The sequence below is a fragment of the Tropicimonas sediminicola genome, from assembly GCF_900188335.1.
Taxonomy (GTDB): Bacteria; Pseudomonadota; Alphaproteobacteria; order Rhodobacterales; family Rhodobacteraceae; genus Tropicimonas; species Tropicimonas sediminicola.
The window spans coordinates 1-25,461 of the sequence record NZ_FZOY01000016.1 but is presented as its reverse complement, the minus strand read 5'-3'; the positions used below and the strand labels follow the sequence as shown (position 1 = coordinate 25,461).

The 25,461-nt window shown below is 58.9% G+C and carries 13 protein-coding genes, 1 tRNA gene and 2 pseudogenes; 11 read left to right on the top strand and 5 right to left on the bottom strand.

What is annotated here, in order from left to right; genetic code table 11:
- Positions 1-519 precede the first annotated feature (519 nt).
- The 5 genes from CHB86_RS23305 to CHB86_RS23285 all read left to right on the top strand — a co-directional run bounded on the left by CHB86_RS23305 (position 520) and on the right by CHB86_RS23285 (position 11,188).
- A complete protein-coding gene (locus tag CHB86_RS23305; RefSeq protein WP_089235521.1) occupies positions 520-783 on the top strand; it encodes an excalibur calcium-binding domain-containing protein in 264 nt (87 codons plus the stop codon).
- A gap of 43 nt (positions 784-826) precedes the next feature.
- A complete protein-coding gene (locus tag CHB86_RS23300) occupies positions 827-1,288 on the top strand; it encodes a thermonuclease family protein (RefSeq protein WP_245838328.1) in 462 nt (153 codons plus the stop codon).
- Between the two features lie 972 nt (positions 1,289-2,260).
- Positions 2,261-4,159, top strand: coding sequence for a hypothetical protein (locus CHB86_RS23295; protein ID WP_089235519.1), 1,899 nt, complete (start codon positions 2,261-2,263; stop codon positions 4,157-4,159).
- Between the two features lie 82 nt (positions 4,160-4,241).
- A complete protein-coding gene (locus tag CHB86_RS24800) occupies positions 4,242-5,678 on the top strand; it encodes a hypothetical protein (RefSeq protein WP_176442999.1) in 1,437 nt (478 codons plus the stop codon).
- 113 nt (positions 5,679-5,791) lie between these two features.
- Positions 5,792-11,188: an AAA family ATPase gene (locus CHB86_RS23285; RefSeq protein WP_176442998.1), complete on the top strand. Its 5,397-nt coding sequence runs from the start codon at positions 5,792-5,794 to the stop codon at positions 11,186-11,188.
- A gap of 596 nt (positions 11,189-11,784) precedes the next feature.
- Here the strand turns inward: CHB86_RS23285 and CHB86_RS23280 are convergent.
- Positions 11,785-13,251 (bottom strand): DNA cytosine methyltransferase, encoded by a 1,467-nt coding sequence (locus tag CHB86_RS23280; protein WP_089235516.1) that lies wholly within the window; start codon positions 13,249-13,251, stop codon positions 11,785-11,787.
- Positions 13,252-13,508: 257 nt separating this feature from the next.
- Between CHB86_RS23280 and CHB86_RS23275 the strand changes: the two genes are divergently transcribed.
- The gene (locus CHB86_RS23275; protein WP_089235515.1) at positions 13,509-14,201 is read left to right on the top strand and encodes an HhH-GPD family protein; all 693 of its coding nucleotides are present in this window, start codon (positions 13,509-13,511) and stop codon (positions 14,199-14,201) included.
- 368 nt (positions 14,202-14,569) lie between these two features.
- Here the strand turns inward: CHB86_RS23275 and CHB86_RS24400 are convergent, their stop codons facing one another.
- The gene (locus tag CHB86_RS24400; RefSeq protein ID WP_141134985.1) at positions 14,570-17,290 is read right to left on the bottom strand and encodes an Hsp70 family protein; all 2,721 of its coding nucleotides are present in this window, start codon (positions 17,288-17,290) and stop codon (positions 14,570-14,572) included.
- 284 nt (positions 17,291-17,574) lie between these two features.
- Between CHB86_RS24400 and CHB86_RS23260 the strand changes: the two are divergent.
- Positions 17,575-18,747, top strand: a pseudogene (locus tag CHB86_RS23260) (IS3 family transposase).
- A gap of 240 nt (positions 18,748-18,987) precedes the next feature.
- Here CHB86_RS23260 and CHB86_RS25285 read toward each other — a convergent pair.
- Together CHB86_RS25285 and CHB86_RS23250 are read right to left on the bottom strand one after the other, a co-directional pair.
- Positions 18,988-20,556, bottom strand: a complete 1,569-nt coding sequence (locus tag CHB86_RS25285; RefSeq protein WP_089235512.1) for a GTPase family protein — start codon at positions 20,554-20,556, stop codon at positions 18,988-18,990.
- Positions 20,543-21,616, bottom strand: a complete 1,074-nt coding sequence (locus tag CHB86_RS23250) for a YcjF family protein (protein ID WP_089235511.1) — start codon at positions 21,614-21,616, stop codon at positions 20,543-20,545. The genes CHB86_RS25285 and CHB86_RS23250 overlap by 14 nt, the downstream gene beginning before the upstream one ends.
- A 165-nt stretch (positions 21,617-21,781) precedes the next feature.
- Here CHB86_RS23250 and CHB86_RS24395 point away from each other — a divergent pair.
- A pseudogene (locus CHB86_RS24395) lies at positions 21,782-21,910 on the top strand (transposase); the annotation flags it as partial.
- Positions 21,911-22,311: 401 nt separating this feature from the next.
- Positions 22,312-22,385: transfer RNA gene (locus CHB86_RS23245), tRNA-Gly, on the top strand.
- A gap of 198 nt (positions 22,386-22,583) precedes the next feature.
- Here CHB86_RS23245 and aroQ read toward each other — a convergent pair.
- Positions 22,584-23,024, bottom strand: coding sequence for a type II 3-dehydroquinate dehydratase (aroQ, locus tag CHB86_RS23240; RefSeq protein ID WP_089235510.1), 441 nt, complete (start codon positions 23,022-23,024; stop codon positions 22,584-22,586).
- Positions 23,025-23,232: 208 nt separating this feature from the next.
- On the opposite strand from aroQ, the gene CHB86_RS23235 reads away from it, so the two are divergent.
- On the top strand, positions 23,233-23,430 hold the full coding sequence (locus CHB86_RS23235; RefSeq protein WP_089235509.1) for a heavy-metal-associated domain-containing protein: 198 nt from the start codon (positions 23,233-23,235) through the stop codon (positions 23,428-23,430).
- A 161-nt stretch (positions 23,431-23,591) separates the two neighbouring features.
- Complete coding sequence (locus CHB86_RS23230) at positions 23,592-25,343, top strand: PHA/PHB synthase family protein (RefSeq protein WP_176442997.1); 1,752 nt, start codon at positions 23,592-23,594, stop codon at positions 25,341-25,343.
- Positions 25,344-25,461: the final 118 nt, after the last annotated feature.

Genomic DNA, 25,461 nt, shown 5'->3' with positions numbered 1-25,461 from the left:
CTGCGGCGGACGGCTGCTTCGTCCCGCTGATCGTACATCCGCCAAAGGACGCCGAACTTCGGCAACGCGCAGGGAGCAGAAGTAGCAAGCCCATCGTCTGGTCGACAGCTGGCTCAGCCATGAAGCCCTTGGCCCGGCGCGATGCCATGGACGCGGCGCTGAGGTCTTCCGGGAGATCGCTTGTTCGTCACATCGCGAGCCAAGGCTCTCCACGTGTTCGCAGCATTCGCAGGGTTCGCAGGCGCTGCATCCGGATCTCAGTCTCATCGCGTCCGGAGAGAACTCCTTCGAAGCGCAGGTGACCTTCTGAACTTCGACGCCGGCTTGCATGGACCATTCGCTTGACACCGCGCCTTCCTGATTGAACCCGCCTGCAGGCGACGGGGGCGAGTGGCGAGGCGTCTCCACTTCGGCAAGACCGATCCTTTGACGGGAAGATGCATCTTTGCTGCCTGGTTCTGACCCAACGCCCAAGTTCTGCCGGAATACCGGACTAGAGCGGGGTCGGAGGATCGTCGCATGAACTTCACGCTTTGCCTGATCGCCTTCCAGGCCCTGTACCTATCGGTGAACCAGCCACCTGCGAGTGTCACCCCACAGACGTCCCTCGATCGCCTGATGCTGCTGGCACAGGCCAACGACTGCTCCCCACGCCGCTATTGCTCGAAGTCGATCTACAGCTGCGAAGACGCGTACTGGTTCTACCGGAACTGCTCTTGGGGCGGCTCTCTCGACAGGGACAACGACGGCGTCCCCTGTGAGAACCTGTGTTACGGCGGTTGAGACAGTGGGAGAAAGGGGAAGTAGCATGGTTTGGCGATGTGTTGTGCTGGCGGTGGTTTTCACGACATCTGCAACATGTCTGTCCGCCGAGCCTTCGAACATTTCCGGCGTGGCGTCGGTCATCGACGCGGACACGATCGAGGTTCATGGGCAAAGGATTCGCCTGTTCGGGATCGACGCAATCGAGAGCAGTCAGGCCTGCACGCGGGACGATGGAAGCACGTGGCGATGCGGCAAGGATTCGGCATTCGCCCTGGCCGATCACATTGCCCGATCGCCGATCGATTGCGATGTTCGCGATGTCGATCGCTACGGGCGTCTCATAGCGGTCTGCAGGAAGGGCAAGGAGGACATCAACGCCTGGCTCGTGCGGAATGGCTGGGCCGTTGCCTACACGGACTACAGCGTCGACTATGTCGGCGAGCAGAGGCTGGCGGAGAAGGAAAAGCGGGGCATCTGGAGCGCCTCGTTCGAGATGCCATGGACCTGGCGCCGTAACAGATGATCCTGCCGGCGCAAGCCCGGCTCCAACTCGAGACCGGACCCCACTCTCAGAATGAAAGGCGCTCGGAAAGAGCTGTACCCCGGGGGGGGAGGGTCAGAAACTATTTTGGCTAACCGAGGGACCGGCGGGGGAGGCTTCGTTTCTTCGGATCGGAAATTGAATCCGAATAACCCCCTAGTTCTCAATAAATGAGTTCTCCGCTTGGTTGAAGTGTATCGACCCAGCGGAAACTGCCCTGCTCAGGTTAGGCCGCTAATGTGAACACCTCCGAAGGTGTCCGCATGGCAAGGGCCTTGGTAGAGATGAAGTCGAAGTCACCCACCAAGATTGAAATCAAGGAGATGCTCGCAATGTCTTGGGATGCCGGATCCGCGCTTGGCCTCAACCAGATCGGAAAATGAAGTACCTTTGCGCATTCGTCACCCAACCGAAAGATTCCTTGGACCAGAAGGAGTTCGACGCGCACGTTGCCCACATCCGTATAATGGCGAGCGCAATTTGAACGCGTTGAATTGACGCAGCGGGGGGGGGCAAGTCGAGAGCCTGATCCACTAGAAAAGTGGCAATGTGGTGCGTGCCTGCAACTGGACGGCCCGGAGAGCAATGAAAGTGCCCGGAAATAATTTAAAAGCTCATTTTTGCTGCTGTTTGGGCACAGTTGCGCGTTCAACCACAAACCAACGCTAGCTGACGTTGAAAGCTCATAACACGTTGATACGTTATCGCGCGAGGCCTTTCCAGCCTTGGCGAGATTACGTTGGGCAATTGCCAAGCGGTACTCCAAAATCTTGCACAAGAGATCAATGGATGGTCCGAGAGAGCAGGGAGAACTGACAATTGGGAATAGGTTATCCGCCGTGGATCCTTGAGCGCGGCTTCGGTGGCATGGGTGCCGCCGTGTCACCAATCTCAAAAAACACCCAAGAAATGTGGCCAGATGGTCCATCCGCACCGTGTGCGCTCGAAGCGTGCATGGCGCTCGTCAAAGTATGCAACGCGTTCTGCGGGCCAAATGATCCCCGTTGCCTCGTCATGCTTGTTGGTGGCGCGGGGAACGGTAAATCGAAGCTCGCTGCGGACACCGTCGCGCAGATTGATGGCACACTGCAGGGCGAAAGATCTAAGTTCGCCAAGAGAAAGTACTGCTTTCAACTGAAGACCGGCGGCGACCTTAAGGTCATCAACGATGCGACCATTCCAGCGGAGGACAGGTGCACGGCACCGCTCTTGCGCGACCTTGCCGAAGCAATCTCACGACAGGATCACCTCCTGGCTTGTGTGAACCGCGGCGTTTTGATCTCGGAAGCTAGCACGGAAGTCACAGACAAAGATATGGACGAGCTCCTCCTAGCAAAGTGTCTTGCGAACTGGCTGTTGACGGGAGAACCCACCGAGCTTTCTGGAAACGAATTCCAGCTCGAGTTAGCCGGGGATGCGCGCAAAGGCTCCGGAAACTACGGCTTTGCCAAGGTGCGCAAAGCGGGTAGCCACATTGCAAGCATCCACGCGGTCTACATGGACCAAGCGTCGCTTCTCGAGGCGTGGCCTGAAGGTGATGAGCGGATGAATGAACCGCTTGAGCCACTCGAGGTTCGCGGTAGCAGGTTGATCCCCCTTCTTTCGAGCGAGCGCGCTACGACGTCCTGCGCTTTCGAAGAGTGCCTTAGGAAGGTTGCGCACGCCTTTGCTGCCGATGCGGAGGTTCGAGCTCTGGATCCCGTTCTTTCTAACGCGTTTTCGCTGCAGGCCGAGTTTCCAGCCCGTGGATGGTGTTCCATGATGAGGGGAGCGGAGGTGATCTCCGGTTCTCAGTTTACCTACAGGGAGTTGTGGGCCCTCGCCACCCATTCCCTCGTCGGCCCCTCTACTCCCGGGGTTCTGGACGGTATGTCCGCGGAAATCGACACTTGGATAGGGGCCGCCGACAGCGACGGAGACGGTTCCCTCGAAGCGCTGGTTGCCCTGGGCAACATGAGAACGCACATGCTTCTTTTCGATGCAGGGAACCCCGGCGTAGCAAGTTCGCCTACGAGATTCCGGCATTCTTGGCCTAGCACGTCCAACGAGGCCCTCAGGTCAGTTTCGCTCGCGGATCCCCTGCGCCAATTTGGCCCTTCGGACGGCAAGAAATACCTAGAACTCGCCGATCGGCTTTCACGCATCGAGGACAAGGAATTGCCGATCACGAGCCTTGCCCTAGAAGAGGTCGCCGTTGGCCAGTACTTCACGGAGCTAGATGGTCGGATCGAAGCCAAGATCGCAGAAGCGGTCAATCCCGAGAATGACCGTTCCAGCCTGAAGGTTCGGAATTCCCTCCTGGACTGGTACGGACGATACATGTACCGGCTCGTTGCGTTCGCAAGGGGATGGCCGGCGCACTGTAGTGTCGTCCATGCTTGGCAAGACGCGTGGATTGATGCCCGGGTGGGGAGACCATTCCGGCGCGAACTTGAAGACGCAATTTTGGACATTGTTGCGCCGGTCGAGAGAACGAACTCCGAGGCGTATTTCACGTTCTTGAAACCGCGTGTCGCTGGGAACTCGACGGACCAGAGCGTCGCCGAGATCGAGATCCCTAGAAACCGCATGCGCGTATCTGCTGAGGCCTTCGGAGACCGTATCGAGATCATGATCGATCCGGGTGACATCAGGGACGGGAAGAACCGACAAGCGAGTACGCCACTGGACTTTCACCTCCTTAGGGAAGCCCAGTCTCGGGTGCGTGGTCAAGGTTTCACGGACTCGCTCGAACTCATCGAGCCCCGGATCGAGCGTCTAAGGGCGAGCCTCGTTGCCAAGGGTTTGGCCGCGCAAGAAGGCCAACACCGCTTCCGTTTCTCAAAGGTCGGCATGGGTAGTGTTACCCGGTAGCCATCGGAGTAGATCAATGCCAAGAGACTTTACTCTACTGGGGCTCAACAGGCCGGAGTACATCCCTTCACGGGAACTGTTCATGTCGGAGCTGGCGTGGTCTCTGACCGACAGCACGTCGCCCAGTTCGTCCGGGAAGCAAACCACTCCAAGAGGGCTTGCATATGCCGCGACGTCGCAGGCCGCGCTAAGGGAAAGCGTTGCAGCAGGCCTTGAATTGACCCGCCCCACCAGGAGTGACGCACGTTTCAGTGCCATGAAAGAGACATTGGACCGTGAGCTGCGCATCCGGGACGACAACGCCGCAGAACTTATTGCAACCGTTCTACTCGACGAGCTCGCGGCCCCAGCGTCCAGAGGAGCCAAAAGAACCTCTGCAACCCCGCTCACGATCGAGACCGCTCTATTGCAAGATCGTCGTGGCGTGACCGGGAAGAAAAACCCCGCGAACATCGCACGGATTTTGGAGCAGCTCTATGCGTTGGGAGGTGGCGAGGGCACCGTGGCAACGGGTTGGCAGGCAGCACTCGTGAACGCTGGGACCTCAGGCCTTCCGCGATGGGGGGCATTGGCGTTCGAGACCATCGTCCCGTCGTCCTCCATAGACTTGGCCAAGAAACTAGCATCGGGAACGTTGGATGCTAATGGACCGGTTGAGCGACGTCCTGCTTGGCTTGGGACGTCGAGGCCATCCCCGTATCGTTGGTTCGCCAGGAGCTGGTACAGGCTGTGCCACGGTGGTTGGATCGAGGCGATGCCGAGGCGTCGGTGGACCGATTGGGCTTCCTGCGTAGCACGCACGGCAATCGCAACCGGCTTCCTATTCGAAATGCACGTGGCACGGCGCCTAGCTGCTGCCCTCCTTGCAAGCGACGACTCTGCTAAAGCAGTGGAAGACATTCTCGGCGATGGACTTGCCTTGTTGCCTTGGAACGATCAGCTGCCGCTTTCTACCTCTGACGTGGGACCAGTGATAAACCGACTCGCGGGAGCCGGAACCGCTTGCCTAGATCTCATCGAGCAGTTGACCAAGGCTGAAGGAGGGATGTCCGAGGCGATCAAGATTGACCCGATCGAAGAACACGATAGAGCCCGCAATGGTCTTGCAGGTTGGTTGGCCAATGCCCGCTCGCAGGTTGCAGGCGAGACCGATATCGCGGAGGCGGTGACCGAGGCCCTTTCTTCTGGAGTAGTTGGCGGGGCGAGGAACACGCGGGAAACGATCCGTTACTCGCTCCTTGACCGTGGCACCGACGGGGGCACAGACCTCTATGCCCTGCTGCGGCGGTCGGGGAAGTTCACTCGTGTTGAACCTGGCCAAGAATGGTTGGTTACGGTGGCTAGCCTCTGCGCAGATGGCCCTGGTGGCCTAGCCAGGCTGGGCGACTTGAGAAATTCGCTCGCGGAACTAGGCATACAGGCTTCTACGCCGACGATCATTTCACTCCTCGAGAAGTATGGCATGGCGCGGAGCAGCCACGATGCAGACGACGCTCTCGAGATACAGGCGGGGTTCTAGGAACGATGGTGAGCATACTGGCAAGAGCCCTCGGTCATGCATGTACTGGGAAGCACGGTCTAAGCCGATTGATCCTTCCGAGATCGTTGTCCCCTGGCTTCAAGCAGATCGTGGTGGATGCAATCCATTCCAAAGGGGGAACAGCATTCATCGTTGGTCCCGGCGAAGGAGAGAAAGCCACCGGTGAAGCCGCAGGATACCGAACCCCAGAGGGAGGCGACGGAACATCCGATGTTGTCCTTGTGGCCACCGATGGTCAGGCGGACGAGCTCAAGACCAACGAGGGTTTTCGTGACCAGCTGGCGTTCGGACTGCCTGGGGGGCTCGAAGGAAGACCCAACAGCATTGTTCGCTCCTCCGAACTGGCGCTCAACGTGGCTCGGCTCGTCCTGGGCGTCGAGGAGCGGGCAGAAGATGCGAGGAACCAACTCGCAGATGCATTGGAGTACATATTCTCCTTCCTTGCAGATGCATACGAAAACATTGGGAACGACGAGCAGAGTTGGTCCAGCGCGTATTGGCAACACCTAGAGTCGGCCTGCGAGAACTTGCCGAAAGTCATGAAGTTCGCCGAAGCCAGAGACGTACCCCTAGGTGTCAATGTTGTTTTCGCGAGTGCTGGGCTGCCCGTACCGTCGAGTGGAAGTGCCTACGACCCGACGAACGACGCCACCAAGTTTTCCAAGCGACTTTTGGAGGGTTGGGCGAGCTTAGAGGCCATTGAGAAGTCAATCGTTTCGATAGACGCGATCGATGGCACAGGCGAAGGCGACCACCCAATAATGCAGCTTGATTGGGATGGCTATACTGCCTCGCGCACGAACTTGGGCCACCCGATCCTCGCCGCCTTGTTCCATGGGGGCGAGAATGACGCTTGGATCGACAGCTGGCTTTCGTGCTCAGAGAAGGGCTTCTTCACCCGTCCCAATGACGAGCAACCTAGTCACGAGCTCTTCGCAATTAACGGGACCGGAAGCGAGGCACGCCTGGTTGATCTCGGCCTTCAGGGTCTCGATTACGTACTACCGCCTGCGCCGGCGGGCCCGCTGGATAGCGGTCGATTCTCGATTGGTAATTTCAAGCTTAGGCTAGGTGTCCAGTTCGAGCATGCACCCGGTTCGCTTCCGCTCTATATAGAAGCGACGCCCGCAAGCGCGGCGCTGGTGGAAATCATGGGCTGGAGCATCGAGGAAGGCTCGCTCGTGGTCAGCTTCCGAATGTCTCGAAAACTTGGCACCCGCGGGAAGTGGCGCGAAACTCCGGTTACGCTCAGCGTAGAGCCCAAGACGATCACCGCGGAATCGAGTTTCAGGGCAGGCCTAAAATTGAAACTTTTGGTGCCACATCCAAGCCGTCCGACGGTTATCGCGGCCGAGCGGTCGGAGGGCACGTCAACGCGAAGGATTTCCCACCCTGCGACCTCCGAGTTCCTGGTTGAAGGCGGAAACGTGGTCTTCGGAGGTGACGGCCAAGAAAGCTCGGTGCCCCTTAAACTTCGCAATTCTGGGCAAGTAACGCAGCTCTACGTAGTTGGCTTGGAAGACGCGCCCACCTGGTCAGGTGGAGGCGGCCCGAGAGAAATCGACAGTGAGTATCTCCCCGAGTTCGTTCGTGTATTCGAGGTTCCGGACTTGCCAGAGGACGCGACGCTTGCACTCGGGAGGTATACGGTCGAGGTCTCGGCGCCCGAGATCGAGAAAGGCCATGTAAACCCGGTTTTCGTAGCGTTGACGGGGCAGCCGCAGGTGACCCCCTCTGCGGGGATGCTAGAGGCTCTCAGGGGAGATCCGCGTGGACCACTAGAGGACTGGCTTTCGCAAAACTGCCTATCGGCGGACGTTCCGTGCAAGGTCCGAGAGACGCTAGGATCTTGCATCCTTGCCTTGCCGGGCGCGCAGAGCGACGTCTTGGAATGGCACGAAGGGATCGGTGCATTCACAGATATCTCCGCGCCCATTGCATTTCATTATCCCAGACTGGCTGCTCTCGACGAATTTTGGCTTAAGTTCGAGGCACTCGAACTCCATTCGTTGCCGGGTGCCACGCGGGAGCCAGCGTGGCCTAGTACGCTTGACTTTAGGGAACTGGATGCCGGGAAGCTAGAGGCCTACCTCGGAGCCTTCATCGACATGATGGACACGGCGGGTCCCGGACCAGCCAACGCTTGTGCCCACTATCCATTGTCCGCGATCCTCTACAATACCGCGCAGGGCGAGGTCCAAGGAGTACTGCTGTCCCCCCTGCATCCAGTCCGACTGGCTTGGGCGTGGAGCGTCCAAAATGCTTGCACCGAGCTGTTCGAGAGCGGTGTCTACAGACGGGCTGCGACATCGTTCCTTCGCTTCGTAGACGGCGAGAACATCCCCTTGATGGGGCCTTCGCTGCAGGATGTCGACGACGCTTGGTTCAGCGTTGGCCTGTCGGCTGGACCCAGCGAACTGTTTTCAGGATGGTCCCTCGTCGCTTCTCAGGCCATGATCACGGATCTCAGGGGCAGGTCGGTATCCATCATTGGGAGACAACTGCCCTTCGGAACCCCGTCTGGCCTAGATAAGGGCGGCGTCACCGTTGCGCTGAAAGACTACCTGCGTGTCTATCCGACCTCGCCCAAGCTGAGGATTGGCCTGGCCTCGCCGACCAGAAGCGAACGCTACCCCGAAACCGACGATGCGATCATTGCCGCGGCGACCTCGATGCTGGCTGAAGACCGGGACATGCTGCCTGGCGGGATCAGGGTCCTCGACTCGCTTAACCGGGAAGGAAACCCGCCATCGCCTTCCCGTGTATTGAGCGAAGTTTCCGAGGCTTCGCAGGACCGGTCAAGAGGAACAAGGGCGCCTTTCGAGTGGACGATGGAACGCGAGGACTCCGACCAGGGAAGGGTCGATATCCAGTTCATCGAGAACTCTATCGTACGGCTGGGCTGTGTGCCCGCAGCCCAAGACGAGAGCGCGGGCACAACTGGTCCTCGGTTGCCCGTTAACCGCTTTCGCGTGTGGCAGCGCGACGATTTGGACAATAAACGCTCGAGCGTATGCGTTGGTGTCCAACCCGCGGCTTTCTCAGGGCTAGGCAAGTTCTCGGGGGCGCTCTCGACGTTCGAGAACCGGGCAAGGGAAGGAAAGCTTGGAAGGCTGGTTGCAGCGCTGAGCCTCGGCCATTCGTTGATGTCTGACCGCGCACGATGGACCGTGACAGGAAACCGCCACCTGGATCCCTCGGTCCTGTCGGCGCAATTGCGGCAATCGACCCAGAACATCGCGCTCTGGGAATGGCGACCGGCGTTTTTGAAGCGTCGGCAAGGACAGTCACTAGGGGGAACCATTTCGTCCTCTCATCCATACACCGTGCTTGCGAAGCCGCCGCGCGCGCTTGTGGAGGGCATAACGTCCGTCTTCAAAGGTTGCGGGATCCCGGCAGGAGAAGAAGAGGGGTGGAACCTGATCGCCCAGCTCGGGATGCGGGGCGTTGGCTTGTCGTCCCTGCTTACCATGGGGCATGCCCAGAGCGTCGGCGCGGTGGGCTTCTCGCTGGCATTCAACGCGCTGTCAGCTTGGGAAGACGATGTCAGTGAAAACGAGGTGCGCTGTATCCTTCCAATGGACGCGGTCTACCCCTTGGTCGACGCGCTGGCAGAGGGTGCCAAGGCAACGGACGATCAGAAACGTGCCGACTTGCTCTTGCTGTCGGTGAAGGAGGACACGGATGGCGCAGCCTCGGTGACGTTCCACCCAGTTGAAGTGAAGATGCGGACGGCCATGGCGGCCAAGTTCCCGGAGTTCGGTTCCAAGGCTCTGGAGGAGCCGCTGGAGCAACTGGCTAGCACCGGTGCCGTACTTCGAAGGGCAGTGGAGAACTTCGTCGACGTAGGCTCTTCACTGGTGTTGGTTAACTCGGCCCTGGCAACACTGTTTGAGGCTGGCTTGGCAATGCGCCCGATCGAAACGTCACGCGATACCGAGAAGGAAGCAAGGCTCTTAACTGCCATCGCGGAGGGGCATGTTACCGTCGCTTGTCATCCTGGCACACTGCTTTGGTTCCAATCTGGAGCTTTCGGGCCCGGTGGGCGCGTGTTCAGCCTGCTGCCTGGAAGATTGAACTCCAATGAGGTGAATCAGCTACTGGCAAACCCGGCGGCCGTTGCGTCCGCGGATTCAGGAGGCGAGGTCCAAGTGGCCATTAAGACGATGCTGTCAGGAGGTGATCTGTCAGAGATCTACGCTGGCGCCCCGAAGACAGTAGCAACCGTAGATGTCCGACCCGGTAGCCGCAATGACAAGATTGACAGACACGGACCCGAGACTGGAGAGATGGGAACCGAGCAAAAGGCTGGATCAAGGCAACCCGAACTTCAACCCGATCGCGAGGCGGAAGGCATCTCGAACGGAAATGATGGACAGGCGGCTCCAAACGTTCCCGCGGGAGACGGAGGAGCGCATCAGCGGGTTGCCGTAAAACTCACTCCGGAAGAGCTGGCTCTCAAGTCACGTGTGGATGGCGCGTTCGAGGGCTTCGTTGGAAATGAACAAGCGGTCAGGACCTTGAAGCGCGACGTACTATACGCCTTTCTGGGTGGATCATCCAGAGACGATGGCCAGGTTTCACTGGCGATTTCTTACTTGTTGACTGGACCACCGTCGACCGGGAAAACAGAGCTTTCGCGGCGCATTGCAACGGCATTGGGCCTCCCGTTCGTAATGCTCGACGGTAAGGCCGTCGACAGCCGGGACAGCCTTTTCCAATTCATTCGAAGGAAGCTGGAGGAAGCAGGCAGCGCGATCCGCGAGCTCGGGATCGACGCCGGTCAGCCAGTGCGAGTGTATCCACCATTTATCGTGTTGATCGATGAAGTTCATCTCGTGAGACCCGCGGTACAGGAGGCCTTACTTACCTTGCTTGAGCCAAATGATCGCCAAGTCACCCTTAAGGACGAGGTCGCAAAGGTGCCTAGGGCGACGTTCTTGCTTGCAACCACCCGCGCATCCGAGGTCGACAACGCGTTCAAGACGCGATGCACGGAGATACAGTTGCGGCCGTATAGTTCAGGCGAGGTCGCCGAAATGCTGCGACGGGCAGCTTCTTCTCGCCCCGAGCTGGAGTCCACAGTAATTCCTATCGACTTCCTTCGCCGCCTGGCCGGCGTTGCACGGAACGTACCCCGGGTAGCGATTCAACTTCTCGACGAGCTGCAAAGGGAGATAGTCGTAGCGCGAATATCAGATCCCGAGGCAACGCTAGAAGTGCACCTTGAGGCCGTTAGGGATGCGCGTGGCATCGACGAGAGCGGTCTTGGGCCCGACGACCTCGAAGTTCTTAGGCTGTTGCAGCGTCAAGAAAGGCCGCTGAGCGAGTCGCAATTGCTTGGCCAGTTGTCATCTGTTGATAGGGACCGCCTAAAGGAAGAAGTGTTTCCGTATCTCTCAAAGCTCGACCTGATTAGGCAAACTGGGCAGGGCCGGGTAATCACTGACAAGGGGAGAGCCTACCTTCTAGAAAGGAGCCTTGGTTAGGACCAAGGTCCGACACCATGTCCTTAGAGACAAATACAAGTAGACCTTACCTCGATCGGTGACGGGCAAACCGACGTTTCGAGGGCTAACGCTGAAGGGCGCACGAAATCCGACCATCAGGAACGGTGCGGCCAACGCGGTCTTGAGAGGCCACGCGATTCACTTATTTGTGGGGGGAGGGGAGGGCGAGTGCGCGGCGGATCCGGTGCGCCTTTGGGCGTGTCGGGGGGCTTATCTCTCGGATTTCGGGAGAAGCCCTGAGGGAGCCCGAACCGTATGCGATTAGTGAGACGTGGACGACTTCCAAACGCTCCACGCAGCCGTTCACAAGCGCCGAAACGAGCTTGTTCTAGAGCTTTAGCGCCTCGTGTATCTACCTACAAAGCCCCCCACTTGCACGGATCGCCCAGATCTGGACATTTCTTCCCCAAGCGCGAGACCAAAAGTTCAGCGAGGCAATTTCTAGGGGATCTTTGTGCCCTGCTGAACGAAGGACGCTCGCGGCTAGTGCGAAGATAGTCCTTGACCGGCCCCGAGGGAAAAGAGCTACGGTAATGCGCTGCGCGATAGGCGCTCTTGCCTGCGAAGGCAGACTGTCAGGCGACGGCGGTGTCGCGGGCCTCGCCTTTCCCTTCGAGGGAAGCGGCAGCGATGGCTTCCGCCAAGCGCCTTCCGATTGCTTCTGCGAGTTTCGGCGGCACCGCGTTCCCGACCTGCGTGTACTGCGGCACCTCCGTGCGGCGCTTCGTGCCGCCGGTTGTCTCCTTTGCCCTAAACTCGAAGGCGTCTGGGAAGGACTGAAACCTAGCCATCTCCCTCACGGTAAGAGTACGCGGCTCTGTCGGGTGCACGTAGTCGTCCGGCAGGCTCACGACGGTTGGTGACGGGCTTCCGAGTGAAAGTGCGCGCTGGCTGTGCTTCTTCGTCGCGAGGCGGTTCAAGAGGCGAACAAACGCTCCCTTGTTGCCGGCCAAGGTCGAGCCATTTTCCAAGACCAAAGGAAACTCTAAGCCATCGACCGCGTCGTGAATCAATTCCCGTCGTTCCGCGTCAGTTAGCCCGCTTCTCTTGGGAACGGAAAGAAGCTGCGTGCCGATCTTAGCGTCGCGCAGGAACTGGTAGAGCTCGAAGCGCTTTCTCACTAGATCGGAGTGCGAGCGGAGCACGTGGTTTCGCAAGATTGCCGCGTTTCCGTGAGGGCCATCCACGCGCTTGAGCAGGGGCTCGATGGACCGCATTTCGCTGGCGAATTCGGACAAGGCCTGCACATCGAGGTAGCCGTCGTTGCCGAGGTCGGAAATCGCATCCCGAACGGCGAGATGCTGCCGTGGACCGGTCTCGAAATGCGTCCGTGCCGGCGCCAACGCCGGACGGCTAGGGATCTGGAGATCGTAGGGCGTGTCCCTGTCGGAGAGCCAGGTATCGGCCGTGACTTGCACCCCGGCCGCGTCTGCAAGGTCTCGGCGCAGGCCGACGAGGAATACCCGCGGCCTATGCTGCGGAACCCCGAAATGCATCGCATTTAGCGCCATCGGTTGTACCGCGTACCCCGGACTGGTATTCGAAAGTGCCAGCCGCAGCTGGTCGAAGGGTGACCGCGCCCCGTGTTTCCTGAAGTCCTGACGCATTCCCGCCACGTTCTCGATGATGACGGCCTTTGGCTCGATGCGCTCTACGAAGTCGAGGAACTGCCATGGCAGCGTGTTGCGTTCGTCACCCGGGTTGCGGCGCCCCGCGAGCGAGAAGCCTTGGCAGGGCGGCCCCCCCGCAACGAGATCGATGTCGGCCGCTTTCAGTTCCTCGAGAAGCAGCTCCGACGCGAGGACTTGTTCGAGGGCGTTGACGACGAGGCCGCTCCGCGCCTGATCCAAGGTTGAAAGGCGGCGATAACGGCTCCACTCGGCCTGATCGCTGATCGGTTCGATGAAGTTGTGGTAGTAGGTCTCTGCCGCCATAGCGGACTTTTCGACGGCGAGCTTGACCTCGAAGCCTGCCCTCTTGAGACCAAGGGAGAGGCCGCCACATCCAGCGAACAGGTCAATGCATCCCAGGGACGAAGTCATGATCCTATCCTGCCTTATCAACTGCTCGACTGCGTGGATTTCGAACCACTGCGATCCGCTATTTATTCGACCACGACGCCCCTCTCAACGCAAATGAATTCGCATGGTTATCCCCAAGATAGAGTGGAAAGATAGATAGTGGCCCCAACCTGTAGCAGTCGCCGTCTCGAACGATGCATGTTTGACGTCTCGTGCGTTCGCGCTTTGTCGAGTCACCGATTAGAAGGTAAGATCCAAGTACGCTTCCTGGGATTAATATGTCACAAGATCGGCTCACGAGAGGCGAGAAGTCCAGGATTACGCGGTTAAGGCGTCATCTCCTAGACTGGTACGCGCTTGAAGGACGGGACTTTCCTTGGCGGTCTGATCGCGCTTCGGCCTACGAGAGAATTTGCGTGGAAGTTCTCCTGCAGCGGACCCGCGCCGAGACTGTGGCCGGGATTTACCCTTCGTTCTTCGGGAAGTTTCCCTCTTGGACGGCACTGGCCGCGGCAAGCGTTGAACAACTTGAGGATGTGATCCGACCTATCGGCCTGTGGCGGCGGCGCGCTGCCTCGATTAAGGCGCTCGCGACCTACGCCGCCGGGCGTGACGGTGTTTTTCCGGCAGGAGAAGGGGAGCTTTCGCAGGTGCCCGCGGTCGGGCAATACCTCGCGAACGCAATTCTTCTGTTCGGGCATGGTGAAGCTAGGCCGCTCGTCGATGTAAACATGGCGCGCTTGCTCGAGCGCTACCTTCGACCGCGACGGTTGGCAGACATTCGCCATGACCCGTGGTTACAGGAAGCTTGCCACTGGCTTGTCGTCTGCGATGACCCCGTCCGCGTGAACTGGGCGGCTCTGGATTACGCTGCAAAGGTTTGTAGATCGCGCTACCCCGGATGTGCCGACTGCAAGCTTCGAGTTCGATGTAATTGGGGTCGCGGGGGGGGGGGCTGGTCGATCGCATGAAGTGTCCACTTAACCTTCTTTCCGTGCTATTTTTGGGAAGGAGGATCACCCGATGGGACAATCATCGACAGCGAAGAAGTCAGGGCCTCGTGATTCACGACAACCAATCAGGCGCGGGCCGTTATCAATTGCTGTCTAAGGCGGTATAATCACATCAGCCCGAATGAAGCGCTCAAGATGAGACCACCGGCGCCCTAAACTCGACTACAAAATGAACATTGAAATGGAGCTGGACAATTGTCCAATGTGCGAGGCAATCTTTCACAGTTGGTGGATCAGCTGCGGGGAGCTAATCCAAGCTTCTAACACTGGCCAACTTCGACTTTGGCTTCCGCGGCTATCGGCAACATGTTTGAGCTTTGATCCCATTAAGTGTGCCTTTCGCTCAGTTCCACATTCCTAAAGATACCTGAAGGACCGTTCCCGATGAAAAACTCCGCACAGAATTTCTTCAAATCATCCAGACAGGTGTAATCCCCAACTTTTAGTCCTTTTCCTTCCTGAACGGGAATATATGAGAAATCCGAACCCCTGCCTTCAATGCCGTCCAGAACCAGAAGGTTGCATTTCCCGGTATCGGTGCCAACAGCAACATCACCTGACAGGAAAAATGGGGATACAGAGATTGCTGTTTTACTTGCCTCGTCCACCAAAAAAACGAGCTCTGAAGCGAAGTCAACCGCACCCGAATAGTTCGACAGCTCCACGAAGGGTGCGTTGGACCCACGCATTGAGCGGAAAGTCCCGCTATATTTACCACCAAAAGCATCCTTTCGCATAGACTCGAAGTTACCAAAGTGAATTCCGCCAAGAGATTGCTTGATGTGATTCCCCAGGACCCCAAGAAGGTAGTTAAAATCTACATTAACGGCCCGGTCGTGTTTAATGTTATTTACTTCCTGTATAGCTAAGCTCAAATCATTCATGAAGTCCTTCTGCAAGATGGAAAGCAGCCTTGACGCAACTAGTGTTTCACTTAGGTCGCCTTGGGACAAGTTCGTGATTAGATTCTTGAGTGGGCCGGCGCTACGGTTGAATGCTGCGCTCAGTTTCGGGGTTTTGCCATTTCCAAGGCTCGCAACGTCACAGTAGCAAATATACGCGACAAATGAAAGCATGGCCTCCAACGTTCTTTTCCCGAACTTCTCCAGTAGATGCGCCTCTGTTTGAGCCATGTAGTTCCCAAGAGGATGGGCTATACAGTAGGGAAGAATTTCAACCAAATCGTTCAGTTCAGTCCACGCTTTTTGACGCTCCCTGTCTTTGTAAGCCTTTACGTCACTTTGAAATACCAAGGACGCGGCTGATGTGGCTGTGCCAAAATCCAGGCCCATATAGGATTCCGCTCTCTGAGGTTGTCCAGCAAATGTCATGTCCAAATAGAAGTCGTCGCCAGCTATTCTCGTTTCGTTTCTTTTTCCGCGATTCAACAAGAACGCGGGAGTCGCGGTTCCATCTTCTCGAACCGTCAATTCGATATCAATCGACTGGCCAAAGACCTGCGTAGGTACCCGGACACGGTTAACCCCGATGTTATGGACGCTGTCCAGGTCATTTGGATCATATGAGGACTTCAGATAGTGGTATTCTAACTGTTGTTTTGGCGCACGTTTGAGGCGCGCCTTCCATGAGATTGGTTTATCGAGAAAAGCGCGAAGCGATGAAGCTGAGGCCAGCAATGTGCCCTTATCCTCGGCTCGCGGGAGATCCTGAGTCCTTGGACTAAATGGACATAGTTCAAGTTCACCTTCATCCGTTCTAAGTGCTAGATTCAATCGGTTGTAGGTGACAGCACCAAAGTCGCCATCGCCTTCAGTGAAGTACTGGCGTGCACACTCCACGGCCAATCCTTTCGCGACCACCTCCTGATAATTTTCAGAGATTTCCAAGACATCCGCATCTGCAATGTGCTCCGCGAGATCTCTTTCGATCAACTCTTTCGTCCACCCGATGTTGGTGGACCCACCTGAAAGCAGCACAACAGATATTGGTCGGCTTCGCAGCTCTTCTTCCGCCCTTTGAAGCGCACGTTTGACGGCATCCCTTAGCCGACTCTGCCAAACATTGGAGATGAAGACTTCGCGCAGATCGTTCGCCGTTATTCGAAACTCGAGACGTTGGGTCTCAGAATCGAAGGGATGAATAGGCACGTTGACCAAGTGTGAAACTGCTGTCCCAAGCTCTGCGGTGAGATCCCAATTTGAGACTGAATTGCAGATTCGAACTTTTGCTCCCTCAACTTCTCGCAAGAGGTTTCGAAAGTTCTGAACGAATGCTTGCTCATGTTCTCCAAATAGCTGCGCCGCGGGGTTGGCCACCCCCAGAAAACCACCAGACCTTTCAACTCTATCGATTACATCGCGTGCCCTTCTCTTGGTTTTAGCATCATCAATGTTGCTAAAAAGGAGGCGCTCCGCAACTTTCTGGTTGACGAAATAGCCGCCAACAGGGATTGATTTTGCAGCCAAAGGGCGAGAGTTTGCGCCGCTCCCGCTAATGTCCCCAGTATTTGTCGTTTCAATCACGGAAACATCAAACGTCCCCCCCCCGAAATCCAGTACCAAGGCGATGTGCTTCGCGTTCTCGCTGAGCAGTGGATGCCGAAATCCATATCGGTAATATTGAAAGACGGCAAAAGGTTCAGGAAGAAAGTCGACCTCTTGAAACTTTGATTGGAGTGCAGAGCGTACGGCAAACCTGTAGTTGGATAACCACTCACCCGATACTTTGCCCTCCTCTTCAAACGAGATGGGTTCCGCTACAAGCACTTTCTTTGGCTCCAAGTAACCATCCCGCTGTGTGTTTTTGAATACTTCGTCGCAAACTCCCTCGAGGAAATCTTTGGCGATTCCAACTACGGTTCTTGAGTGGACCTTAGAAATCTCTTGCTTTTGCGTGCGCAATTGCTCACGCGTTTGCCGACCGAGTTCGACTTTGAAATTTTCAAAAAGCCGGTCACAATCTTCGCTGTCTTCCGCGTGCCGACCTATTTTGAACTTTCGACCCTGGTAGGCGACTTTGGTCGGAATGGTGCGACCGTCTTGAATTCTGGCAACCTTGACTTGGTTAATGAGTAGCTTCTTCTTCAACTCGTCGCCTCTAAGTTCTTGTTTTGACGTTCCACCACGACATCAGAGCACTCTTTCAGGTGGATTGGCAAGGCACAGGCTAGTCGCGCTGCAGCCGTTTTCATGAAACCCAAGGCTAGGTGCTTGATCGCGGGTTTTGATGGTGCGATCCATTCGTTGTAATGGAGGGGCGGTCTATGGGACAGATACGTCACGGCAGCACCACGACCACGCACGCCGTCTGGACCTGTCACGGAATTGTGCCGCTCCTTTGCACACGTATCGTGTCGCAAAGGAGAACAGACATGGCATCACGACCGAGCCCGGAGTTCCGCTCAGAAGCGGTTCGGGTCGAATTGGCGAGGGGGCTTTTCCGCAAGCAGATTGCCGCTGACTTCGGTGTTGGCTTTTCAACGCTGAGCCGGTGGATCCAACAGGAACGCAAGAACCCCGAGAAGCTGACAGCGCAATCTGAGCTTGAGCGCGAGGTCGCAAAACTGCGCAGAGAGAACCGGCAGCTCCGGGAGGAGAGGGACGTTCTAAACTGAGGAGGAAAAGGAAAGGCCCCAGTGGGGCGTTTCCCCGACGAAGGCAACGGTGTTCTTCGCGGAGAGAAGCAAATGAGGTTGGCCTTCGTTGAAGAACACCGCAACGAATTCCCGGTGGCCCGGCTGTGTAAGGTCATGGATGTCAGCCCTCGGGGATATCGAGCCTGGCGTCGCCGTCCACTCAGCAACATCCAGCGCAATGATATGGTGGTCCTGGCTCACATCCGCGAGCAGTTCGCCCTGTCCCCGGGCAGCTATGGCCGCCTGCGCATGACCGAGGAGTTGAAGGAAATTGGCCTCGATGTCGGCCATCGAGGTGTCGGCAGGCTGATGAGCCAGAACGGTATTTCCGTGAAGAGGAGCAAGAAGTTCAAGGCGACAACCGACAGCGATCACAGCTTCAACATCGCGCCAAACCTGCTGGATCGCGACTTCTCGGCAGATCGCCCGAACCGGAAATGGGCGGGGGACATCAGCTATGTCTGGACGCAGGAAGGGTGGCTCTATCTCGCTGTGATTCTCGATCTGCATTCCCGACGCGTCGTCGGCTGGGCTGTCAGCAACCGGATGAAGCTTGATCTGGCAATCCGAGCATTGAAGATGGCCATTGCTTTGCGGCAACCGCCCAGGGGCTGTATCCATCACACGGATCGCGGCAGCCAGTATGGCTCTCACGACTACCAGAAGATCCTGCGCCAGCATGGCTTTGAGGTCTCGATGAGCGGGAAAGGCAACTGCTACGACAACGCGGCGGTCGAGACCTTCTTCAAGACGATCAAGGCCGAGCTGATCTGGTGCCGTTTATGGCCGACCCGGCGGGCAGCCGAGCTGGCGATCTTCGAATACATCAACGGCTTCTACAATCCGCGTCGCAAGCATTCAGCTCCTGACTGGAAAAGCCCCTTGGCCTTCGAGGCTCAGCCTGCATAGATGAGAAATCGGAGCGGCATCAAAGCGTGACAGGTCCAATGCGCGCTGTGTCCAAGTTCGCGCCAATGCGAGCCGGCTCGGGAACTTGGACGGACGGAGCTAGCCTGACAACGATTGGGATGGCATAAGCACAAAATTGCCGACCTTAGACGTCGGGGTCGGCAGAAACCGGTCGCGGAAGGCTGCCAGAATTGGGGGCACGGCCTCAAGACGCGAAAAGCATGCAGAGCACCGAGAAGGCTAGGTCTTGCCATCGGCCGCATCCTTGTCCTTCGTGTACTTCCGTCCGATTGAGGTGAGCGCGCCGCGCAGGCCGCGCCCGGCTCGTCCGGCCTCTTTCAACACACCGCTGGTCCTAGCCTCGATCCGCAATCGGTTTCTTTGCGTGTCGAGCGCGGGGCCGATGAGGCTATCGATACGGGCGCGCAGGCGGTCGACGTTCCAGTCAGGCTCGGTGAGTACCACGGGAATCGTATTGGCGGTGACGCAAGGATCGGCGATGTCCTGCTGGACTGCCGCGACGACTTCGGTGACGCGCCTCATCGCATCGCCGGTGAGGTGGCCTTCTGGCAAAGGCCAGGCGGGCAGCAACTCATCGATGCAGGAGACGGCCACGACCACCGGCGGCATCCGCCGCTGGGGATCCTCCGAGACGATCTCGCGCAGCATGGCGATGGTAGCGCGGTCGATCTCGCGCGCCGGGCGGTTCGAGCGAACGGTCCAAAGGACGAGGTCGGCGCGGGCGAGTTCCACGGCGACTTTCCGGGTGAGCCTTTCAGAGCCATCGAGCCCCGGTAGGTCGAGCAGCATCGTCTCCACCCCGTCGAAGTCGGTGGGATAGGTCTTGGGCCTATTGGTGGTCGGTATCACGTCGACCTCGGCCAGATCGGTGCCGAGCAGCGCGTTGATCAGGCTCGATTTTCCAGCACTGATTTGACCTGCGACGGCGATGCGCAGCGGCATGTCGCTGGTCGCCAGCCGCGCCCGGTCGAGATCGCTCGAAGCAAGGCCGAGATCGAGAAGCTCGGAATCGGAAAAACGCAGCCGCCCCGAGTAGAGCTCGACAGCCGCCGCCGCGACCTCCTCGAGCAGCAACGCCTGCAGGATCGCCGTGCCCTCGCTTGTCACGAAGGAGGAATGGCCCTCGGCGATGACCCCTTCGATCTCACGCAGCACGGCTGTGGGCAGGGATTTGACCGCGCGGATAACCCGCCAGGCGTTCCAACCGTGCTTCTTGACCTTTCTGGCGACGTCGCGGCGCTGCCAGAGCCAGCGTAACGTCCCTACCGAGATGCTGTCCGAGAACGGTACATTGACGCGAATGTCCGAGCGCAGTCGCACGGCGATGCGATCGATGAGCAGCAGGGCCTCGGGGATGGTGAAGTCGAGCACCCCCTTCTCGCCCTTACCGGCGGCCGCAGCGACCCGTCGCACCACCTCCTGGGCGATCGGCTGTAGGTCTTCCCATGGCAGGGCGCTGGCGGTCTTCTCCTCAATGAAAACTTGCGCGGCTTCGAAGGCCGCGGTCTCCCGCTCGCTCCACGACGGATCAATCCGGGCGTGCAACTGGTCGGGCCTTGGCGCGGGTCCGGGCTCGCGACCGCGCATCCAGAGCCGCACGAGCCGGATGAGCGCGACCAGCCCCCCGAGCGAGATCGATGCCACGATGAACGCGATGAGCCAGCCATGCTCGATCATCCAGGCGAAGCCTGCGAGCATGGCCGCCAAGAAGGGAAGTGCGAGAGCGGCTATCGCCAGCAGCCGGTCCCAGCGCAGGAAGGCCGGGCGGAGCCGCTCAGTCAGTTTCATCCGAGGACCTCCTGAAGGCGCGCTGGTAGACCTTGCGCAGCTCCTCCTCGCTCGGCGGGCTGCCGTGCACGCTGCGGTAGAGGAAATAGGCGGCAGCACGTCCGAGTGCGTAGGTCGTAGCGAAGCTGATCGCTCCGGCGGTGGCGGCACCCACGGTCTGGCCGTAGACGGGGATCAGCTTGGCCAGCTCGCGCAGGCCGAAATTCGTGGCATATCTCGCGCCGACACTGAGCCCCATGGTGCTAAGGAAGGCCGCGCCGACCTTGCGATCCCATTTCACCCCATAGCGCAGGCCCATGGCGTGCAGCATCTTGAGTTGCGTCGTAGGCACGGCGACGAAGCCGACGACTGGCGCAAGATCGCTGGTAAGCGCGACACTGGCATAGGACAGAACGCAGCGCTTATGCTTCTGGAACTCGAGATACTCGGCATCGCCGGCGCGGGATTTCTCCAGCAGCAGCCCTGCCGCCGGCAGCGCATCGAGTAGCTGCCCTCTCAGCGCGTCGAGCCCTTCGACATCAGTGACCTCGCTCGGGGCCAGCGACAGTGCGACCACGGGAAGGTCGCGCCCGGCCGCTCGGTTCATCCGGGCAGCGGTGGTGCGTTCTGCGCGCTCGCGGGCATCCGGCTCGGACACGAGGTCCTTGCCGGTGAGCACGAGGATGGCGCGAAATTTATTGTCCGCACGGGCGATGTCCGAGACGGCGTCGGCGAGCATGCCTTGCACCGGGTCATCGAGCCGGCAGACGACCAGCAGCACGTGGCTGCGGTCGCAGCAGGCAGCGATGTCCTCGGCCGGGTCGTAGCCTACCTCGCCGAGTCCCCGCGTGTCGAGAAAGCGCATGAGCGGTTGCTCAGGGGGGAAGTCGTAGCTGCGCGCGGTGCGCGTGCAGGGCTGGAATCCATTGCCAATCTCGGCACCGGACTGTTCTGTGAGGGCGCAGACGAGAGAAGACTTCCCGGCGCCGGTCTTGCCAAGCAGCCAGACGACGGGCAGCACAATCTGGTCGCGCGTGACAGATTGTGGAAGCTTGGAGCGCTTGAATTTGCGTTTCTGCATCTTGTGTCCGTCCTGCGCCTGCCACGACCGCGTTGGCAAAAAGCTCGCTCAAAAAGACGCCCAGTTCAACATGACCCGTGGCGTGCCTTTTGGGCGTCGCGAGGTGGTCACCGAAAACCCGACATCTTGCTAAGCTTGCCGCCAACGATGGCGAGGAAGAACAGCGTGGCTGGAAATCGAAAGAATTACGGCGCCGAGTTCAAGGCGAAAGTGGCCCTTGCGGCCATTCGTGGCGAAGTGACGGTCGCCGAGTTGGTGGCGAAACATGGCGTGCATCAAACCCTGATCGACAGCTGCAGATAGGGCCCCGGCGCAGTCACGCACCAGTGTGGTATTATCACCACGCACCAGGCGGAACGCGTGGGGCGGTCTGGGGTCAGGTCGTCAATGACGGCATGCGCCCGCCAAGAACGGCTTGCACAAATAATGTCACTTTCCAGAAAGCAGGATGTTCCCAGCCGCCATTTCCGTTGGTGAACCAGAAACCGTTTTTGCCATGTCCAAGGATCGCGGCATCCAACAGGGAGACGTGGCTCGGTCTTTCTGAACGGCTTGGAGCCGTTTTCTAGTTGGATCTTCCGCTCAGTTATGCCGCGGCCGGGATTGGTCGAGGCGATTATCGATGCTTTAGCTTTCCGGTCGCCGGACACCGCTTGACGACCCATCCTACATGAAATATCCCTGCAGCCTACTGAGCGGGCGTTGTGTAGTGGTAAGACCTTAGCCTTCCAAGCTAATGACGCGGGTTCGATTCCCGCCGCCCGCTCCAAGAAATCATTTCCTACACATCACCTACAAAGTCAGTGGATGCGCCTCCATTAGACATTGAAATTAGTAAAAAATTCGGAATTTGATCACCTGACTTCCAAGCTAATGACGCGGGTTCGATTCCCGCCGCCCGCTCCAGAAAACCTCCGCAGCTCCCGCCGATTACCGCCCTTCGACAGGGGTCGGAGCGCCATGCGGATCACTCCTTCACGAGCCGGACCATGTGCTGCATCGCCAGCGCGTAGCCGTTCACGCCGAAGCCAGCCATCACCGCATCCGCACGGTGGCTGACATAGGAATGGTGGCGGAAGGCCTCGCGCTTGTGGATCTGGCTGATATGGACCTCGATGACCGGCCCTTCGAACGTGTTGAGCGCATCGAGCACCGCGATCGAGGTATGCGAGAGGGCGGCCGGGTTGATGATGATGCCCTGGGCCTCCTCGCGCGCCTGGTGGATCCAGTCGACGATCTGGCCTTCGTGGTTCGACTGGAGCAGGCGCGCCTGCACACCGTTGGCCGAGCCGATTTCGCTACAGGCCCGCTCGACGTCTTCGAGCGTCTCCCGACCGTAGATCTCCGGCTGGCGCTTGCCGAGGAGGTTCAGGTTCGGACCATTGAGAATGTAGACGAGGCGGCTCATCGTGGCGTCCCTTGCTGAGGTTCCGGGCATCCCGTCGGTGCCCGATCGCCCCTTGGTACGATCACTCTGCAACCAAAGGCAATTCCCGGAACCCCCATGGCAAACGGAAGTTGCATGGCGGCCCTGCGCGTGGGGCGCGGGTGCGGCCGACAATCGCCTTGACCTTCCTCCGCTGGAAGTCTGCAAATCCTCGGCAAAGGAGACTGACATGACCCGTTTCAACGTTCCCGAGATGAGCTGTGGCCATTGCACCGCCGCGATCGAGAAAGCCGTGAAGGCGAGCGATGCCAATGCCGAAGTGAGCTGCGACCTGTCCGACCGCACCGTGAGCATTTCCAGCACGTTGCCGGCTGAAGCGCTGCAAACCGCGATCCAGCAGGCCGGCTACGAGTCGCAGGCCCTGTGACCGGCCTCGGTCGTTGTGTCGCAAGCGCGGATTTTCCTAGGACCCCGGCGCAGTCTCGCTAGACTGGGCCGGGATTGAATGGCCAGTCCCGCGGCGACGCAACCGCTGCGACGACCCGACGGAGGATGGGTCACCGGCTGGCGCTCGGGAGGAGGGGCCCCATGGATTCGGCAAGACTGAGCGCGCAGACCCAGGAGTGGCTGGACCTGATGGCGCGGCTGCAGGCCGTGACCCAACGCTCGCAGGAACAGGCCGTGGCCAAGGCCGTCGGGAACGAGTTTTCGGTCGTCGACAGCCGAAGCGTCATGGAGGCCTATCTGCGGTCCTTCAACGAGATGCTGCAGAACCCCGTGGAAACCGTGGGTTACGCCCAGCGGATGTGGATGGACTGGGCGCAGGCCTGGCAGAATGCCTGGACACCGGGGACGGACGCTCCCAGGGACAAGCGCTTCCGTGATCGTCGCTGGCAGAACGATCCCTACACCCGGGGCATGCGTGACGCCCATCTGGCACTTGAGAAGGCGACGGAAGACTTCCTCGCCCGGCTCCCGGCGAACAGCAAGGACAGCCTCCGGACCAAGTTCTATACCCGCCAGTTCCTGAGCGCGCTCTCTCCGAGCAACTACCTGATGCTCAACCCCGCCGCCCGGGATCGGTTTCTGGAGACGGATGGCGAAAGTCTGCTTCAAGGTTTCCGGAACCTCGTGGAGGATCTGGAGCGGGGCGAGGGCCGGCTCGACATCAACACCAACGATCCCACGGCCTTCGAGGTCGGAAAGGACCTCGCCACGACGCCGGGGAAGGTCATCTACCAGAACGAGCTGATGCAGCTCATCCATTACGCGCCGATGACCGAGACGCAGAAAAAGCGTCCGCTGCTGTTCGTGCCGCCCTGGATCAACAAGTACTACATTTTTGATCTGCGGCCGGACAACAGCCTCGTCCGCTACATGCTGGAACAGGGCCACTCGGTGTTCCTGATCTCCTGGGTCAACCCGACCGAAGAACACGCGAACCTGAGTTTCGAGGATTACATGAAGCTCGGTCCGCTGGCGGCGCTCGACGCGATGGGCGAAGCGACCGGAGAGAAACGCTTCGACATTCTCGGCTTCTGCATCGGTGGGATCCTCGTCACCGCGACGCTGGCGATCCTCGCGGCCCGCAAGGACAAGCGCATTGCGACCGCGACGACGCTCGCGACCATGGTCGACTTCACCGATGTCGGCGAACTCGGCGTATTCATCGACCGCGACCGGCTCCTGGTTCTCAGAGAGCACATGAAAGAAAAGGGCTATCTCGAGAACTACCACCTGCAGGACATGTTCTCGATGATCCGCGAGAACGATCTCGTCTGGTCGTTCCACGTCATGAACTACCTGATGGGACGCAAACCACCGGCGTTCGATCTGCTCTACTGGAACACCGACAGCACCCGCCTGCCCGCGGCCATGCTGCTCTGGTACCTGGAAAAGATCTACATCGAGAACGGGCTGCGCCAACCGGGGCACCTGTCGCTCGATGGAACGCCGATCGACCTGTCAAAGATCGACGTCCCCTTCTTCGTGCTCGCCACGAAAGAGGATCACATCGCGCCCTGGACCTCGATCTACCCCACGACCCGGCTTCTGGCGGGCGAAGTGAAGTTCGTACTCGGTGCTTCCGGCCATATTGCGGGTGTCATCAACCCGCCCGCGGAGAAGCCGAAATACGGCTACTGGCTGAATGACGACTATCCGGCGGATCCGGGGGATTGGCTGAACGGCGCCGAATTCACCGCCGGCAGCTGGTGGCCGGTCTGGTCGGACTGGATGAAGGCCCATGAATCGGCGGCAGAGGTCGAGGCACGGCAGCCTGGTGGGGGCAAGCTGAAGCCCATCGAAGATGCCCCGGGAAGCTACGTGCGGGCCAAATGACACGGCCCCCTATTGCCAAACATCTACCCGTGAGACGGGAACAGCCCTGGTTGGGTTTTGTCCAACTGGGGCTGTTTTATGTTTGGGATATCGTATTGAGAGTTTTTGGATTTTTTCT